Origin of the sequence: Thioalkalivibrio sp. AKL8, assembly GCF_000380525.1 — a bacterium.
In the GTDB taxonomy this organism is placed as follows: Bacteria; Pseudomonadota; Gammaproteobacteria; order Ectothiorhodospirales; family Ectothiorhodospiraceae; genus Thioalkalivibrio; species Thioalkalivibrio versutus.
This window is the reverse complement of sequence record NZ_AQYF01000008.1, coordinates 222,785-239,879: the sequence shown is the minus strand read 5'-3', so window position 1 is coordinate 239,879 and position 17,095 is coordinate 222,785. Positions and strand designations below refer to the sequence as shown.

At 64.8% G+C, this 17,095-nt stretch carries 16 protein-coding genes and 1 tRNA gene; 15 read left to right on the top strand and 2 right to left on the bottom strand.

The genetic code is table 11. The features are described 5' to 3' along the window. Positions 1–6 precede the first annotated feature (6 nt). From nuoN to G335_RS0108395, 11 genes are all read left to right on the top strand, one after another. On the top strand, positions 7–1,455 hold the full coding sequence (gene nuoN, locus G335_RS0108445) for an NADH-quinone oxidoreductase subunit NuoN (protein WP_018167896.1): 1,449 nt from the start codon (positions 7–9) through the stop codon (positions 1,453–1,455). A 3-nt stretch (positions 1,456–1,458) separates the two neighbouring features. Beyond that, entirely contained in the window at positions 1,459–1,803 is a 345-nt protein-coding gene (locus G335_RS0108440; protein WP_026304797.1) for a DUF2818 family protein, read from the top strand. A gap of 60 nt (positions 1,804–1,863) precedes the next feature. Next, positions 1,864–1,940, top strand: a tRNA-Met gene (locus tag G335_RS0108435). A gap of 197 nt (positions 1,941–2,137) precedes the next feature. Further along, on the top strand, positions 2,138–2,593 hold the full coding sequence (rimP, locus tag G335_RS0108430) for a ribosome maturation factor RimP (RefSeq protein ID WP_018176459.1): 456 nt from the start codon (positions 2,138–2,140) through the stop codon (positions 2,591–2,593). Between the two features lie 77 nt (positions 2,594–2,670). Beyond that, a complete protein-coding gene (nusA, locus tag G335_RS0108425; protein WP_018146222.1) occupies positions 2,671–4,164 on the top strand; it encodes a transcription termination factor NusA in 1,494 nt (497 codons plus the stop codon). 64 nt (positions 4,165–4,228) lie between these two features. Next, positions 4,229–6,994, top strand: a complete 2,766-nt coding sequence (gene infB / locus G335_RS0108420) for a translation initiation factor IF-2 (protein ID WP_196802249.1) — start codon at positions 4,229–4,231, stop codon at positions 6,992–6,994. Beyond that, positions 6,994–7,461 (top strand): 30S ribosome-binding factor RbfA, encoded by a 468-nt coding sequence (gene rbfA / locus G335_RS0108415; protein ID WP_018176457.1) that lies wholly within the window; start codon positions 6,994–6,996, stop codon positions 7,459–7,461. Before infB ends, rbfA begins: the two co-directional genes overlap by 1 nt. Positions 7,462–7,492: 31 nt before the next feature. Continuing rightward, the gene (gene truB, locus G335_RS0108410) at positions 7,493–8,467 is read left to right on the top strand and encodes a tRNA pseudouridine(55) synthase TruB (RefSeq protein ID WP_018176456.1); all 975 of its coding nucleotides are present in this window, start codon (positions 7,493–7,495) and stop codon (positions 8,465–8,467) included. 114 nt (positions 8,468–8,581) lie between these two features. Continuing rightward, positions 8,582–8,851, top strand: coding sequence for a 30S ribosomal protein S15 (gene rpsO, locus G335_RS0108405; RefSeq protein WP_018146218.1), 270 nt, complete (start codon positions 8,582–8,584; stop codon positions 8,849–8,851). 122 nt (positions 8,852–8,973) lie between these two features. Continuing rightward, positions 8,974–11,061 (top strand): polyribonucleotide nucleotidyltransferase, encoded by a 2,088-nt coding sequence (gene pnp, locus G335_RS0108400; RefSeq protein ID WP_018167890.1) that lies wholly within the window; start codon positions 8,974–8,976, stop codon positions 11,059–11,061. A gap of 69 nt (positions 11,062–11,130) precedes the next feature. Then, complete coding sequence (locus G335_RS0108395; protein WP_018167889.1) at positions 11,131–11,748, top strand: class I SAM-dependent methyltransferase; 618 nt, start codon at positions 11,131–11,133, stop codon at positions 11,746–11,748. Positions 11,749–11,929: 181 nt separating this feature from the next. Here the strand turns inward: G335_RS0108395 and G335_RS0108390 are convergent, their stop codons facing one another. Beyond that, complete coding sequence (locus G335_RS0108390; protein ID WP_018146215.1) at positions 11,930–12,208, bottom strand: hypothetical protein; 279 nt, start codon at positions 12,206–12,208, stop codon at positions 11,930–11,932. 111 nt (positions 12,209–12,319) lie between these two features. On the opposite strand from G335_RS0108390, the gene G335_RS0108385 reads away from it, so the two are divergent. Both G335_RS0108385 and G335_RS0108380 read left to right on the top strand, forming a co-directional pair. After that, the gene (locus G335_RS0108385) at positions 12,320–13,768 is read left to right on the top strand and encodes a circularly permuted type 2 ATP-grasp protein (RefSeq protein ID WP_018146214.1); all 1,449 of its coding nucleotides are present in this window, start codon (positions 12,320–12,322) and stop codon (positions 13,766–13,768) included. Between the two features lies 1 nt (position 13,769). Continuing rightward, positions 13,770–14,729 carry an alpha-E domain-containing protein gene (locus tag G335_RS0108380; RefSeq protein WP_026313083.1) on the top strand — a complete coding sequence of 320 codons (960 nt, stop codon included), beginning with the start codon at positions 13,770–13,772 and terminating at the stop codon, positions 14,727–14,729. Between the two features lie 19 nt (positions 14,730–14,748). Here G335_RS0108380 and G335_RS0108375 read toward each other — a convergent pair whose 3' ends face one another. Beyond that, on the bottom strand, positions 14,749–15,573 hold the full coding sequence (locus G335_RS0108375; protein WP_018146212.1) for a proteasome-type protease: 825 nt from the start codon (positions 15,571–15,573) through the stop codon (positions 14,749–14,751). 162 nt (positions 15,574–15,735) lie between these two features. On the opposite strand from G335_RS0108375, the gene G335_RS0108370 reads away from it, so the two are divergent. Further along, positions 15,736–16,332: a histidine phosphatase family protein gene (locus tag G335_RS0108370; protein ID WP_018176455.1), complete on the top strand. Its 597-nt coding sequence runs from the start codon at positions 15,736–15,738 to the stop codon at positions 16,330–16,332. 107 nt (positions 16,333–16,439) lie between these two features. Then, entirely contained in the window at positions 16,440–17,039 is a 600-nt protein-coding gene (locus tag G335_RS0108365; protein ID WP_018176454.1) for a histidine phosphatase family protein, read from the top strand. Positions 17,040–17,095: the final 56 nt, after the last annotated feature.

Sequence of the window (17,095 nt, the reverse complement as noted above, 5' to 3'; positions counted from 1 at the left end):
CCTGACATGAATTTCGAGATCCCCAATTTCCTCCCCGCCGTGCCCGAGATGTTCGTGCTCGGGATGGCGTGCCTGATCCTGGTGATCGACGCGTTTCTGCCGGATTCGCGGCGTGATGTCACCTACGGCCTGGTGCAGGCGACCCTGGTCGCGGCGGCGGGTCTGACACTGTGGATGATGGGGCCGGAGACGGTCCTGACCTTCTCGGATACCTTCGTGAAGGACCCGATGGCCGACATCCTGAAGGTGGCGGTGTACGTGACCAGCTTCCTGGTCTTCCTGTATGCCCGTCCGTACCTGATGGAGCGCGGTATCCACAAGGGCGAGTTCTACGTGCTGGGCCTGTTCGCGGTGCTCGGCATGATGATCATGATCTCGGGGCACAACCTGCTGACCCTGTACCTGGGCCTGGAGTTGCTGTCGCTGTCGTCCTACGCGCTGGTCGCGTTCTGGCGCGACAACTCGCGCGCCACCGAGGCGGCCATGAAGTACTTCGTGCTGGGCGCTCTGGCATCCGGTTTGCTGCTCTACGGCATGTCCATGATCTATGGCATGACCGGTTCGCTGGATATTGCCGTGATCGCCGCCGAACTGGTGGCTGCGGACGAGAGCATGAACGTCCCGCTGGTCTTCGGCCTGGTGTTCCTGGTGGTCGCGATCGCGTTCAAGCTGGGGGCAGTCCCGTTCCACATGTGGGTGCCGGACGTCTACGACGGCGCGCCCACGGCGGTCACGCTGTTCATTGCCACGGCGCCGAAGATTGCGGCTTTCGCCTTCCTGATGCGGCTGCTGGTGGAAGGCATGGGGCCACTGCACGCTGACTGGCAGGGCATGCTGATTATCCTCGCGGTCCTGTCGCTCGCAGTGGGCAACGTGATCGCGATCGCCCAGACCAGCATCAAGCGCATGCTGGCCTATTCGACGATTGCCCATATCGGGTTCCTGTTCATGGGGATCCTGGCGGGCACCGACAGCGGGTACGCCTCGGCCATGTTCTACGTGATCGTCTACGCGATCACGGCCGCCGGTGGTTTCGGGATGATCGTGTTCCTGTCGCGCAAGGGGTACGAAGCGGACCAGATCGATGACTTCAAGGGGCTTGCCAAGCGCAACCCCTGGTTTGCGTTCATCATGCTGCTCCTGTTGTTCTCCATGGCCGGTGTGCCGCCGACCGTCGGCTTCTATGCCAAGCTGGCGGTGATCCAGGCCGCCGTGGGCGCGGAACTGGTCTGGCTGGCGATCGTCGCGGTGATCTTCTCGATCATTGGCGCCTTCTACTACCTGCGTGTGGTCAAGATGATGTTCTTCGACGACCCCCAGGAAGGTGCGGAGGAGCCGGTCCAGCCGTCCGGTGCGCTGGCCGCTGCGCTTAGCATTAATGGGCTTGCGGTGCTGCTGTTGGGAATTTTCCCGGGCCTGCTGCTGTCTTTAACCCACTACGCAATTATCGGGTAACTCGTGACACAGTGGATTCCGTTTGATGTTCTAGTCTGGGGGTTTGTGGTGGTGGCGTTTATCAGCGCCAACCTGCCCTGGCTCAGTGATCGTATCGGCCTGATGGTGTTGCCGGAGAGTGGCATCAAGGGTCCGTGGACTCGCATTGGCGAATGGCTAGTGCTGTATATCGTGATCGGCGCAATCGGGAAGGGGCTGGAGTTCCAGGCGACCGGCGGCATCCACCCGCAGGGCTGGGAGTTCTACGTGATCACCCTGTCGCTGTTCGCGATGTTTGCCCTGCCCGGATACATCTGGCGCTACGACCTGCGTCCACACCTGCGGGCTGGCCAGCGCCGGGCACGATAAATAATCGGCGACAGCCCTTGCGGGGCGGGTCGCCGCTTTGGTATAGTTCTGCGTCTCGGATGCGGGGTGGAGCAGTCTGGCAGCTCGTCGGGCTCATAACCCGAAGGTCGCAGGTTCAAATCCTGCCCCCGCTACCAATTGTCAGAGAGGCCCCGTACGGGGCCTTTTTGTTAAGGGTCTTCGCCCGGTGTGGTGAATCGCCCTTGGGCCGCGCTCCCGCGCGCCTCGCAGCACCCAAGGTGTTGCTGTCATCTGGAGAGGTGTACGAGGGGCGTTCGGCGCCCTTTTTTTGTTTCCGGGTCCCGCCAAAGGGACGGAGTCGATCGAGACGCCCTTGTCGCAGAAGGCTGAACAACTGAAAACACTGCTGACCCCGGTTGTCGAGGGGGAAGGCATGCAGCTGTGGGGGCTGGAGTACCACTCCGGTTCCACGCCGCCTGTCGTGCGGATCTATATCGATGGCGAGAATGGCGTCACGGTGGACGATTGCGCGCGCGTCAGCGATCAGGCCGGTGCGGTCATCGAGGTCGAGGAGGCTCTGAAGGGGAACTACACCCTGGAGGTGTCCAGCCCCGGTATCGAACGCCCTCTGTTTACCCCCGAGCAGTTCCGGAGCTACATCGGTCATCCGGTGAAGGTGCGTCTGGCATGGCCGGAGCATGACCGCCGCAATTTCCGTGGCGTACTGCTGTCGGTGGAAGATCCGATGATCGAGGTGGAAGTGGACGGCATGGCCTACGAGCTGCCGCTGGCCGCGATCCACAACGCGCGTGTCCTTGAGCAGCTATAAAAAATAGCTGTAGTCCAGGGCGCTGCTACGCTTTTTGTTGAATCGGCAGGCAACTGCCGAGTGCGGAGAGGCAAGACATGAACAAGGAGATCCTGCTGGTCGCTGATGCCGTGGCGAACGAGAAGGGAGTGGAGAAGGACATCATCTTCGAAGCCCTGGAATCGGCCCTGGCGATGGCGACCCGCAAGTACCACGGCGGCAAGATGGACGTGCGCGTGAGCATCGACCGCGAGGAGGGTGATTACGAGGCCTTCCGGCGCTGGACCGTGGTGGACGACGAGGACCCCGAGTTCGAATCCCCGGAATACCAGACGCTGCTGTCCTATGCCCAGCAGAAGAATCCGGATGCCCAGGTCGGCGACGTGATCGAGGAGCCGGTCGAGGCCGTGGACTTCGGTCGCATTGCGGCCCAGGCCGCGAAGCAGGTCATCGTGCAGAAAGTACGCGAGGCCGAGCGAGCCAAGGTCGTCGCGGAGTACCAGGATCGCGTTGGCACGCTGGTCATGGGGATCGTCAAGCGTACGGATCGCAATGGCACCTATGTGGACCTCGGGAGCAACGCCGAGGCCCTGATCCCGCGCGAACACATGATCCCGCGCGAGACCGTGCGTACCAATGACCGGCTGCGCGGCTATCTCAAGGAGATCCGCCCCGAGGCCCGTGGCCCGCAGTTGATCCTCAGCCGAACCGCGCCGGAGTTCCTGATGGAGCTGTTCAAGCTCGAGGTGCCCGAGGTCGGCCAGAACATTATCGACATCATGGGCGCGGCCCGTGACCCGGGTATGCGTGCCAAGATTGCGGTGCGCTCCAACGACCCGCGTCTGGATCCGGTCGGCGCCTGCGTCGGCATGCGCGGCTCGCGTGTGCAGTCGGTGTCCAACGAGCTGGCCGGCGAGCGCATCGACATCATTGTCTGGGACGAGAATCCGGCTCAGTTCGTGATCAATGCGATGTCGCCGGCGGAGGTCCTGTCGATCGTGGTCGACGAGGACAAGCAGTCGATGGATATCGCGGTCGAGGAAGACAAGCTGTCACTGGCCATCGGCCGTGGCGGCCAGAACATCCGCCTGGCCTCCCAGCTGACCGGCTGGGAACTGAACGTGATGACCGAGGAACAGGCGGCCGAAAAGAGCGACGCCGAGGCCCAGCAGTTGGTCGCGTTCTTCATGGAGGCCCTGGATGTCGACGAGGAAGTTGCCAGCATCCTGGTTCAGGAAGGCTTTACGACCCTGGACGAAGTGGCCTATGTGGAAGAGGCAGAACTGCTGGCGATCGAGGAGTTCGACGAGGCCATGGTCGAGGAGCTGCGCAATCGTGCGAGCGACGCGCTCCTGACCAAGGCCATCGCGGCCGAGGGTGGCGATGGCTATCAGCCCGCGGAGGATCTCCTCGGCATGGAAGGCATGAGCCCGGCGCTGGCGAACAAGCTGGCGTCACATGGCGTGTGCACCATGGAGGACCTGGCGGAGCAGGCATCCGACGACGTGGTCGAGATGACCGGCCTGGATACGGAAGAGGCGTCGGCGCTGATTATGACGGCGCGCGCCCCGTGGTTCGAAACCGGGGAGTAAGCCCCGGTCGCTCGTCTCGCGGACGCGTATCACAGGCTGTCGGTTGGCCTGAAAAGAATCTGGAATGGAGGTAGGCGCCATGGCGCAAATGACAGTGCAGCAATTCGCGGAATCGGTGGGAACACCGGTTGACCGCCTCATGGTTCAGCTCAAGGAGGCGGGCGTCGAGGTCGATGGTCCGGAAGCGGCGATCACCGATGCCGAAAAGCGCAAGCTGCTCGATCACCTCCGTCAGGCGCATGGCGAGGGCGACGCAGGGCGCGTGACCCTGAAGCGCCGGACCCAGGCGCAGACCCTCAAGGTCAGCTCCGGCCAGGGGCGCTCCAAGACGGTTAACGTCGAGGTGCGCAAGAAGCGGACCCTGAAGCCCAAGCCCGCCGAGGCACAGCCCGAGGCCCCGGTGGAAGAGCCGCCGGTAGCCGAGGAGCAACAGGCCCCGGCGCCCGAGGCCCCGGAAGAAATCCGTGCCGCCGGCCCGGCGGAAGAGGCGGCCCCCGAGGCCCCGGTCGAGGACGAGACCCCGGTCGCCGAAGAGGTGCCGGTCGAGGAGCCCAAGGCCGAAGAGCCGGTCGTCGAGACCCCGGCCGAGCCGGAACCCGAGCTGGCCGAAGAGGCCCCAGTCGAGGAGCCCGCTGCCGAACCGGAGCCCGTGCCCGAGAAGCCGAAGCGTCCGCTTAGCCGTACCGAGCAGCTGGCGCTGCAGGTGGAGGCCGAGCGCGAAGCCCAGCGCAAGGCGTCCGACGCGCGCAAGCAGGAAGCCGTTGAACGCGAAGAACGCCAGAAGCGTCGGGCGAAAGAGCTCGAGGCCCAGGAGGCCAAGCGCGAGAAGGAAGAACAGACACGGTTGGAGCGCGAAGCCGCAGCCCGGCAGGCCGCTCCGGCGGCTGCTGCCCCGGCAGCCGATGCCAAGGCCGGCAAGGGCGCCCGCAAGGGTGGTCGCAAAGACGAGCGCAAGGAACTGCATGTTGCCGGGGACCGCCGCGGTCGCCGCAAGAAGGGCGAGAGCCGCAAGGCCCAGTCCGCAGCGGCTCAGGCCGTGACCAGCAAGCACGGCTTTGCCAAGCCGACCGCGCCGGTGGTGCGGGATGTCGAGGTGCCGGAAACCATTACCGTGGCCGACTTGGCCCAGGCGATGGCGATCAAGGCGCCGCAGCTGATCAAGGCCCTGATGGGCATGGGCGTGATGGCCACCATCAACCAGTCGATTGATCAGGACACCGCGATGCTGGTGGTCGAGGAGATGGGGCATAACCCGATCGCCGCGAAGGAAACCTCGGTCGAGGACGAGATCGATACCGGTCTCGAGCAGAATGCCGAGGCCCGTCCGCGGCCGCCGGTGGTGACCGTGATGGGTCACGTCGACCACGGGAAGACCTCGCTGCTGGACTATATCCGCAAGGAGAAGGTCGCCTCTGGCGAGGCGGGCGGGATTACCCAGCACATCGGCGCCTACCACGTGAAGAACAACCACGATGGCGTGACCTTCCTGGATACCCCGGGGCATGCCGCGTTTACCGCGATGCGTGCCCGTGGCGCCCAATCCACCGACATTGTGATCCTGGTGGTTGCGGCGGATGACGGCGTGATGCCGCAAACCATTGAGGCGATCCAGCATGCGAAGGCTGCGGGCGTGCCGATGGTCGTGGCGGTCAACAAGGTCGACAAGCCCGAGGCCGAACCGGATCGGGTCATGAACGAACTGGCCCAGCACGAGGTCATCCCCGAGTCCTGGGGCGGCGATACCCAGTTCATTCAGGTCTCCGCCCATACCGGCCAGGGGATCGACGATCTGCTGGAGTCCCTGGGGCTGCAGGCCGAGGTGATGGAGCTGAAGGCCCCGGACGAGGGTCCGGCGCGTGGTGTGGTCATCGAATCGCGCCTGGAGAAAGGCCGCGGTCCGGTGGCGACCATTCTGGTCCAGTCCGGCAAGCTCAAGCACGGCGACATCGTGCTCTCGGGCAAGGAATACGGCCGCGTGCGGGCGATGTTCGACGACACTGGTGTGGCCGTGAAGGAAGTCGGCCCGTCGATGCCGGTCGAGGTCCTGGGCCTGTCCGGGGTGCCGGACGCTGGCGACGAGGTGCTGGTGGTGGCCGATGACAAGACGGCCCGCGAGGTCGCAGAACATCGCGACACCAAGCAACGCGAGCGCAAGCTGGCCGCGCAACAGGCGTCGAAGCTGGAGAACATCTTCAACCAGATGCAGGACGGCCAGATCGCGACCGTGAACATCCTGATCAAGGCGGATGTGCAGGGCTCGGCCGAGGCCCTGCGCGAGTCGCTGATCAAGCTGTCCACCGACGAGGTCCGCGTGAAGGTGGTCTCCGCCGGGGTGGGCGGGATCTCCGAGTCCGACATGAACCTGGCGATGGCCTCCGAGGCGATCGTGATCGCGTTCAACGTGCGTGCCGATGCGGGCGCGAAGCGCCTCGCGGCGGAGAACGAGATCGACGTGCGCTACTACTCGGTGATCTACGAGGCGATCGACGACGTGAAGCAGGCGCTGTCCGGTCTGCTGTCGGCCGAGATCCGCGAAGAGATCGTCGGCCTGGCGCAGGTGCGCGACGTGTTCAAGGCCTCGGGCTTTGGTCAGGTGGCCGGCTGTCTGGTGATGGAGGGCGCGGTCAAGCGGGGCAACCCGATCCGCGTGCTGCGCGACAACGTCGTAATCTACGAGGGCGAGCTGGAGAGCCTGCGTCGCTTCAAGGACGATGTGAACGAGGTCAAGGCCGGTACCGAATGTGGTATCGCGGTGAAGAACTACAACGACGTGAAGGCGGGTGACCAGATCGAGGTCTTCCAGCGCGTCGAGGTGGCCCGGACGCTCTGATGCCCGGTAACCGCGACTTCCATCGTTCCGACCGTGTCGGGGAGCAGATCCAGCGCGAGCTGGCCGAGCTCATCCGCATGGAGGTCAAGGACCCGCGGGTCGGCATGATCACGCTGGCCGGGGTCGAGGTGTCGCGCGATCTGGCGTATGCCCGAGTGTATTTCACCCAGCTCGGCGGGGCCGAGAAGGGTCAGGAGGCGCAGACGGGCTTGAACAGCGCCGCCGGTTTTCTGCGTCGGGCCCTGGGGCAGCGCATGCGTCTGCGCTCGGTGCCGCAACTGCGCTTCATCTATGACGATACGCCGGAGCGCGGTGCGCACCTGTCGTCACTGATCAACCAGGCGCTGGCCGAGGATCGGGCGCATCATGCGGACGATCCCGAGGCCCCGGATGGGGACGGCGCGGCAGATGACGGTGGCTCCGACGAGCGACGCGGTCCGGACGAGGGACCGGAACGCGGGGCCTGAGCCCGGGCGTTTTCGGCCGGGCGGTTCATCCATGGCGAGCAAGCGGCGCGAGGTCGACGGCATCCTGTTGCTGGACAAGCCGCGGGGGCGCAGCTCCAACCAGGCGCTGGGCCGGGTCAAGTATCTGTTGCAGGCGAAGAAGGCCGGTCATACCGGGGCACTGGACCCGCGGGCGACGGGCCTTTTGCCGTTGTGCTTCGGGCAGGCCACCAAGGTCTCCGGCTGGCTGCTGGATTCGGACAAGCGCTATGTCGCCGAGGCGCGCCTGGGTGTGGAGACGGACAGCGCGGACCTCGATGGCGCAGTGATCCGCGAGGCGGCGGTGCCGCCGCCCATCGAGCCGGCCACCCTGCGTGAGCTGGAGCGGCGGTTCAGTGGCGACCAGGCGCAGGTCCCGCCAATGGTCTCGGCCCTAAAGCATCAGGGCAAGCGCCTGTATGAGCTCGCGCGTCAGGGGGTGGAGGTGGACCGCCCCCCGCGTCCGGTGCAGATCCATTCCCTGGAGATCGAGCAGATCGCGGCGGACGGCCTGCGTTTGAAGGTGCACTGTTCCAAGGGGACCTATATCCGTTCGCTGGTTGCCGACATCGGGCATGCGCTCGGTTGTGGAGCGGCGGTGGATACGTTGCACCGGGTCGGGCACGGCCACTTCGACGCCGCCGCGATGGTCTCGCTGGATGCCATTGAGGCGGCATTCGAGGCGGGGGGGGTGGCCGCCATCGAGGCCTTGCTGCAACCGGCGGAGGCGGCGCTGGCGCACTGGCCGTCGGTCACGCTCGCCGCCGCCGCCAGCGCCGCCATGCGCCATGGCAACCCGGCCGCGCCGACCGCCGTGATCGGGCAGGCCCCAGGGGCGGCGGATGCCCCGTACGAAGGGGATACTGGCTGGCCCCTGGTGCGGATTTTTGATGACGGTGGCCGCTTCCTTGCGGTCGGTGTTCGCGACCCCGACGGGCAGATCCGGGCGCGGCGTTTGTTCGTGCCGGCGGCGCACGCGCCGGCCTGAGCGCGCCCGGTCTCTTTCTGTTCACGTCGTCGTGCGTCGTGCTACCATTGCCCGCCTATCGCCAGCGCCACTGGTCGGTTAACGGTTTAGAAATTTTTCAGGAGTCAGGTTTTCATGTCGCTCACCACCGAAGAAAAATCGGCCATCGTCGAGAAGCACAAGCGCGATCCCAACGACACCGGTTCGCCGGAAGTCCAGGTCGCGTTGCTGACGGCCCGCATCCAGCATCTGATGGGGCACTTCGACAAGCACAAGCAGGATCATCACTCGCGCCGCGGCCTGTTGAAGATGGTCAGCACGCGCCGCAAGTTGCTGACCTATCTCAAGCGTCATGACCAGGAGCGCTATCAGGCCCTGGTTCAGGAGCTTGGGCTGCGCCGCTAAGGCCGGCATGACGGGCCCGCGCCATTGGTGCGGGCCCGTTCGCTTTCGGGCCCGCACCAATGGGTCGCGAGAGCCAGAATTCAGGCATCAAAGTCGCAAGAACACGGGAAACGGGAAATAACGTGGCATACAAGAAGTCATTCCAGTACGGAAACCATACGGTCACCTTCGAAACCGGTGACATCGCTCGTCAGGCCAGTGGCGCCGTCATCGTCAATATGGCCGAGACCGTGGTGCTGGTCACCGTGGTGGCTCGCAAGGAAGCCGACCCGGGCCGAGACTTCTTCCCCCTGACCGTGAACTACCAGGAGCGCACCTACGCGGCCGGCAAGATCCCGGGTGGATTCTTCAAGCGCGAGGGGCGCCCGAGCGAGAAGGAAACCCTGACTTGCCGCCTGATCGACCGACCGATCCGTCCGCTGTTCCCGGAAGGCTTCAAGAACGAGACCCAGGTGGTCGCGACGGTTATGTCGATCAACCCCGAGGTGGATCCCGATATCCCCGCGATGCTCGGGACCTCGGCCGCGCTGGCGCTCTCCGGCGTGCCCTTCGCCGGGCCGATTGGCGCCGCGCGAGTCGGTTACCGCGCCGGTGAATATCTTCTGAACCCGACCTACAGCGCCCTGGCGGATTCCGACCTTGATCTCGTCGTGGCGGGCACCGAGAACGCCGTGTTGATGGTCGAATCCGAGGCCAACCAGCTCTCCGAAGAGGTGATGCTGGGTGCGGTGATGTACGGCCACGAGCAGATGCAGGCTGCGATCCAGGCGATCAAGGAACTGGCGGCCGAGGCCGGCAAGCCCGCGTGGGAGTGGCAGCCGGCAGCGTCGCTCGAATCGCTCGAGGAGCAGATCCAGGGGGTGGTCGGCGAGGAACTGGTGGAGGCGTACCAGATCGCCGAGAAGCAGGCGCGCACGCAGCGCATTGGCGAACTGCGCGGCAAGGCCGTGGAGGCCCTGGTCAGTGAAGACGAGTCCGGGCCCAGCCTGGATGACGTGAAGACGGCCTTCCACGACCTGGAGTACCGCCTGGTCCGTGATCGTATCCTCGACGGCAACCCGCGCATCGATGGCCGCGACACCAAGACGGTGCGCCCGATCCATGTGGATACGGGCGTGCTGCCGCGCGCGCACGGCTCCGCCGTGTTTACCCGGGGCGAGACGCAGGCAATGGTGGTGGCCACCCTCGGCACCGATCGCGATGCCCAGATCATCGACGCCCTGGAAGGCGAGCGCCGCGACCGTTTCATGCTGCACTACAACTTTCCGCCTTACTGCACCGGCGAAACCGGCTTTGTCGGGACACCCAAGCGCCGCGAGATCGGCCACGGGCGCCTCGCCAAGCGTGGCGTGCAGGCGGTGATGCCGAACGAGGCGGACTTCCCCTATGTGCTTCGCGTGGTCTCCGAGATCACCGAATCCAACGGGTCCAGCTCCATGGCCTCTGTCTGCGGTACCTCGCTGGCGCTGATGGATGCCGGCGTGCCGCTGAAGGCTCCGGTTGCAGGTATTGCGATGGGCCTGATCAAGGAAGGCGATCGCTTCGCCGTGCTCTCCGACATCCTCGGCGACGAGGACCATCTGGGGGACATGGACTTCAAGGTGGCCGGCACCAACGACGGCGTGACCGCGTTGCAGATGGACATCAAGATCGACGGGATCACCCGCGAGATCATGGAGCGGGCGCTGGCCCAGGCCCGTGAGGGCCGCATGCATATCCTCGGATGCATGAACGAAGTGCTGCCGCATCATCGTGACGAGATGTCCTCGCACGCGCCGCGCTTCATCACCATGAAGATCAACCCGGACAAGATCCGCGACGTGATCGGCAAGGGCGGGGCGACCATTCGCGCACTGACCGAAGAGACCGGCGCGACCATCGACATCCAGGACGACGGCACGGTGAAGGTCGCCTCCACCGATCAGGCGGCGGGCCTCGAGGCCAAGCGCCGTATCGAAGAGCTGACTGCGGATATCGAGGTGGGGCGCCAGTACACCGGGAAGGTGGCGAAGATCATGGACTTCGGGGCGTTCGTCTCGATCCTGCCGGGCCGTGACGGTCTGGTCCACATCTCGCAGATCTCCGATGAACGTGTCGAGAGCGTCGGCGATTTCCTCGCGGAAGGGGATTCGGTGACGGTGCGGGTTCTGGAAGTGGACAAGCAGGGCCGCATCCGTCTGAGCATGAAGGCGGTCGAACCCGAGTCCTGATCGGACTCGCTTCGATCACGGGCGCTGCTTTTCCCGGCGTCCGGCCATTCAGATTCGGGACGCGTGGGCATGGACCTCGTCAGTATTCGCAAAAGTTACCGGCGCTACGCTCGCCACTACGACGCCACCTTCGGTCGAGTGTTCGCGACCGGGCGCGCCAGCGCGCGGGAGACCCTGGCGCCGGTCTCGGGCAAGCGCATCCTGGAGGTCGGGGTCGGCACCGGGATCTCGCTGCCGGATTACCCGGATGACTGCGAGGTGGTGGGGATCGATGTATCCCGCGAGATGCTGGAGGTTGCGCGTGGGCGCCTGAACGGTGGTCTGCCGGCAGTATCTGGCCTGTGCGAGATGGATGCCGAAAAGCTCGGCTTCGCCGATAATAGCTTTGACGCGGTGGTCGCGATGTATGTGGCAACCGTGGTGCCCAACCCCGATGCCCTGTTCGCCGAGATGTGGCGAGTCTGCCGCCCCGGGGGGCGCTTGCTGGTGGTTAACCACTTTGCCTCGCAGCAATGGTTGTTGCGCGGCGTCGAGCGCTGCCTGCGGCCGCTGTCAAAGGCCGTTGGGTTCCGGCCGGACATGGAATACGAGGACTTCGTGCGTGTGACCGGGCAGGAGCCCTGCATGGTCGCCCCGGCGAGCCTGTTCGGCTACTGGAAACAGGTCGAATTCCGCAAGCCTGTCTGAACGTTCGTCCTCGCATGGCGCCGCCACGAGCCCCGTGATGGCGAGGAGCGCAGCGACGAAGGAAGCAACCTCCGTCCGCACCCCCTGCGTTTTGTTCGGTTCGGTTGCCTGGCCGCCCAGGAAGGCCGCCATGTCGCTACATTCCTTGCGATGGCAGGGCTTGTGACAAGGCCATGGTTGGTCAGCGGCGGGTGAACAACGGCAGCTCGTGGCGCCGCGCATTGGCGGCGAGGAACTGCCCGCGGCCATCCCGCTCGGCATCCAGCCCGGCCTGTTCCGTTGAAGGTTCCCCCAGGATTGTTGCCAGGAAGACCTCCAGTTCCCGCCCGTCCACCCGCAACCTGCCGAAGGGCGTGCCGTCGGCGGCCGCATACCAGAACAACCGTGGCTGCCAGTTGCATCCCTGGATCTTTGGGTGGCGGTAGAGTTCGATCAGGCGCTGTTCGAGTGCGTCGGACATGGGAACCTCGGTCGGGGCGGGCCGGACGAAACGCTGTGGGCAGAAACGTCGACTGTCGCCAAAAGGCGTTACTGTAGAACAACACCATCCCCGCGTCAGAGGACCCGACGAATGGCCATCGACTGGAAGCAATACGATTCCGCCCCGTTTTACGATGAACTGATCGAGAAACCTGGCCAGCCACGGCCTCCGGCTCGGGCACTCGCGGAATACCTGGCCTCGCTGGACGCGGGCGAGATCCACAGCCGCAAGCAGGCCGCGGACAGCGCGATTCTCGAGATGGGTATCAGCTTCACGGTCTACACTGAAGGCGAGAACATCGACCGTGCCTGGCCGTTCGACATCATCCCGCGGGTCATTGCGCGCAAGGAATGGGATCAGGTCACGGCCGGCCTCGAGCAGCGCCTGAATGCCCTGAATCTGTTCATTGACGATATCTACAACGAGCAACGGATCTTCCAGGACAAGGTGATTCCGCGCTACGTGCTGAACCAGTCAAAGAACTTCCGCGAACAGTGTGTTGGCATCAAGCCGCCGCAGGGCGTCTGGGCACACATCTGCGGCTCGGACCTGGTGCGCGACGGCTCGGGGCAGTTCTACGTGCTGGAGGACAACCTCCGCGTGCCCTCCGGCGTGTCGTACATGCTGGAGAATCGGCAAGTCACCAAGCGGGTGTTCCCGGAGCTGTTCGAGAGTTCCAGCATCCTGCCGGTGGATGAATATCCCACCCAGCTGTTCGACATGCTCGCCTCGATCTCGCCGCGTCCGCAGGACTACCCGGAGATCGCGGTGCTGACGCCGGGGATCTACAACTCGGCCTACTTCGAACACTCCTTCCTCGCCCAGCGCATGGGCGCGGAGCTGGTGGAGGGCGCGGATCTGGTGGTCGGCGACGACGACTGCGTCTACATGCGCACCATCGATGGTCTGGAGCGCGTCGACGTCATCTACCGGCGCATCGACGACGAGTTCCTGGATCCGGAAGTCTTCAATCCGGATTCGATGCTGGGCGTGCCCGGGCTGATGCGCGCCTGGCGCCAGGGCAACGTGGGGCTCGCCAACGCGCCGGGCGCGGGCGTGGCCGACGACAAGGTGATGTATGCCTTTGTGCCGGACATTATCCGCTATTACCTGGATCAGGAACCGATCATCCCCAATGTGCCGACCTATCTCTGCGTCAACGAGAAGGATCGTGCCTACGTGCTGGATCACCTTGACGAGCTGGTGGTGAAGCCGGCCAACGAGTCCGGTGGCTACGGCATGCTGGTCGGCCCGCACGCAACCAAGAAGCAACGGGCCGAGTTCGCGCAGCTGATCAAGAAAGACCCGCGCAATTACATCGCCCAGCCGACGCTGGACCTTTCGGTGGCCCCGACGCTGTGCGGTGACGAGATCGAACCGCGGCACCTGGATCTGCGCCCGTTCGTCCTGCAGGGCGTGCGCACCGACGTGACCGCCGGCGGGCTGACCCGCGTGGCGATGCGCAAGGGCTCGCTGGTGGTGAACTCCTCGCAGGGCGGGGGCAGCAAGGACACCTGGATCGTGGACGAGGAGAACTAAGATGCTCTCGAGAGTCGCAGAACGCGTGTACTGGATGGCGCGCTATGTGGAGCGTGCCGAGAACACGGCGCGCATGGTCATGGCCTTCAATCTGCTGGCGCTGGACATGCCGAAATCGGTGCAGCTGTCCTGGAAGGGGCTGGTGGACGTCACCGGTAACGAGGCCCTGTTCGACAACCACTACCAGCGCGAAGATGAACGTAACTGCGTGAAGTTCCTCTTGGCCGATGCCGACAACCCCAGCTCCATCCTCAACTCCCTGCGCGCCGCGCGCGAGAACGTTCGCACCACGCGCGATCTGGTGCCCTCCGAGGCCTGGGAGGTGATGAACGAACTCTATCTGTTCGCGCGCGACCATATCGATCAGGGTATCGGCAAGCGCGGGCGTTTCGAATTCCTCTCGGACGTGATCCAGCGCTGCCAGACCCTGACCGGGCTGCTGGCCGGAACCATGAGCCACGATGCCGCCTACGACTTTATCCGCCTGGGACGCAACCTGGAGCGGGCCGACATGGGGACGCGGCAGATCGACGTTGGCGCACTGCGTCACCTGAAGAAGGATGGCGAGGATCCGGGGCCCTACGAGGGACTGCTGTGGACCAGCATCCTGCGTTCGGAGAGCGGCTTCCAGATGTATCGTCAGCATGTGAAGCGGCGTATCAACGGCGTGGATGTGGTTCGCTACCTGTTGCAGGACACGGCCTTCCCGCGGTCGGTTACCCACGCCCTGACCCAGGTACAGGACGCGCTGGAAAAACTGCCGAACAACGAACTGCCTCTGCGCCTGGTGATCCAGGGGCGCCGTCACGCGGCCGATGCGCACGTGGACGAATTGATCAAGGAAGAGGCCCTGCACGCCTTCATCGACGTGCTGCAGCGGGATATCGGAGATATTCACGGCGCGAACGCCGAGACCTGGTTCCTGGCCTCGCCGGCGCAGGTGCAGACTCAGGCGGCGTAGCGTCGCCGCGCTGCCGTGTTCAGCGCCGCGGCTTTTTCGTCTTGGCCGAGGAAGACCCCGCCGTCTTGCCGGAGCCGCGGCTGACGCGCGTCCCGCGCAGCTTGCGTTCGTGGGCGGATTCCCAGTCGAAGCGCGGCAGGTCGGTGAAGGCCTTCTTGATGTTCATGTCCCAGGCCTGGGTGAGCGACCGCAGGTAGTCGTCGTCCGTCTCCAGGCACAGGTAATGGTCGAAGGTCAGGGTGCCGCGCTCATAGACCATCACCTCGATCGGTGGCCCCACGGTCAGGTTCGAACGGATCGTCGAGTCGATGGAGACCAGGGCACAGCGCGCGGCATCGCCCAGCGGGGTGGTCGGGTCGATGATGCGGTCCAGAATCGGCTTGCCGTATTTGCTCTCGCCGATCTGCAAGAAGCGTGTCTGCTGCGAGGTGGTGATGTAGTTGCCCTGCGGGTAAACCATGAAGATCGCCGGCGCGTCCTGGCCGATCTGGCCGCCGATGATCAGCGTGGCCTCGGCCTTGATGCCGGAGCGGGACAGTGCCTCGGAGTGCTTTTCCGCCTCTTCGCGGTTGAGCCGGCCCAGATAGTCGGCCGCATCCGACATGCGCTCCACGGTGGCCAGGCTCTCGTCGGCACCTTCTTCCATGTCCCGTTTGAGCTGCTGTACCACGGATTGCGTAGTGGCGAGGTTGCCGGCAGCGAGGACCACAAAGACCCGCTGACCCTCGATCTCGAAGGTGTGCATCTTGCTGTAGGTGCTGACCTGGTCGACGCCGGCATTGGTGCGGGAGTCGGAGGCGAAGACGAGACCGTCGTCCAGATCGATGGCGACACAATAGGTCATGGGGACGCGGGTTTCCGGGCAAGGGGGTGACGGCATACTAGGGCTGGGGTCGGGGGGCGTCAACGCGCCGGGCGGATGGTTGCGCCCAGAACATGCATCGAACCGATGCCCTTGGGTGACGGTCTCTTGCTTCGTTGAACCCCTTTCTCACTGGAGGTCCCGATGCTTCGGCGCTGGTTCTTGTTCCTGATCATCCTTGGATTTTCCCCCGTAATCGCGAGCGCCGACACACTGGCCCCGGATGCGCTGATCGAGCGCATGCAGGCGGGTGGGCTGGTGATCTACTGGCGGCATGCGGCCACCGACCGCAGCCAGCGGGACACCGACCTGTCCGACATGAGCCGTTGCGAGGGGCAGCGCAATCTCGACGACCGCGGGTACGAGCAGGCACGTCAGGTGGGCGAGGGCTTCGAACGCCACGCGATCCCGGTCGAGCGCATCCTGAGCTCGCCCTTCTGCCGCAATGTCGACAGTGCCCGGATTGCCTTCGGCGAGGACTCCTGGGAGGTCCGTGACGACCTGTTCAATGTGCCGCCAGTGCGTGACCGTCAACGCCAGCAGGAGCTGGTGGATGCATTGCGGCGCTATCTGGTGACGGCGCCGGGGGATGCCGGGAAGAACGTGGTGATCGTGGGCCACAACATCAATCTTCAGCAGGCCGCCCGGGTTCGCATCGACGAGGGTGAAATCGCCGTGTTCGAGCCCGGCAGCGACTCGCCCCGGGTACTCGGGGTGCTGACGCCCGACGACTTCGACTGAGCCCCGGGAGACTGGGAGGCGCGGGCCCGGTGGGTGTCGGGTACCGCGGCCGCAGAGCGTCCGCACACAAGGGAAACACCGAATCCATCACTCGCGAGGAGGACGGCATGCGAAATGGGATACTGAGCGCAATCCTGGCCCTGTTGCTGGTGGCGTTCGCTACCGCAAATGCGGGGACGCTGGCACCGGATGCGCTGATCGAGCGTATGCAGGCGGGTGGGCTGGTGGTGTACTGGCGGCATGCGGCGACCGATCGTTCGCATGACGACTACGACCTGTCCGACATGGACGATTGCGAAGGACAGCGCAATCTGAGTACGCGCGGGCGCGAGCAGGCGCGCCAGGTGGGCAAGGGCTTCGATCATTACGCGATCCCGGTGGAGCAGGTATTGACCAGCGAGTTCTGCCGTAACTGGGAGACCGCGCACTATGCCTTCGGTGACTACGAGATTCGGACCGAGCTCTACAATCTGCCGATTATCCAGGACGATGAGCGCCGCGAGGACCTGATCGAAGGCCTTCGGGGGCATCTGAATACTCCGCCCAGGGATCCGAAGCAAAACATCGTCGTTGTGGGCCACGATCTCAACCTGCGCCACGCCGCGGATGTGGAAATCGAGGAGGCGGAAATGGCGGTGTTCGAGCCACACGCCGACGGCCCGCGCCTGCTGGGCACGCTGAAGCCGGACGATCTCGGCAAGCGATGAGGGGCGTTGGAGCCGACCGGTCGCCCCTGGCCCCGCTATGCGGGGCCAGGGCTGGA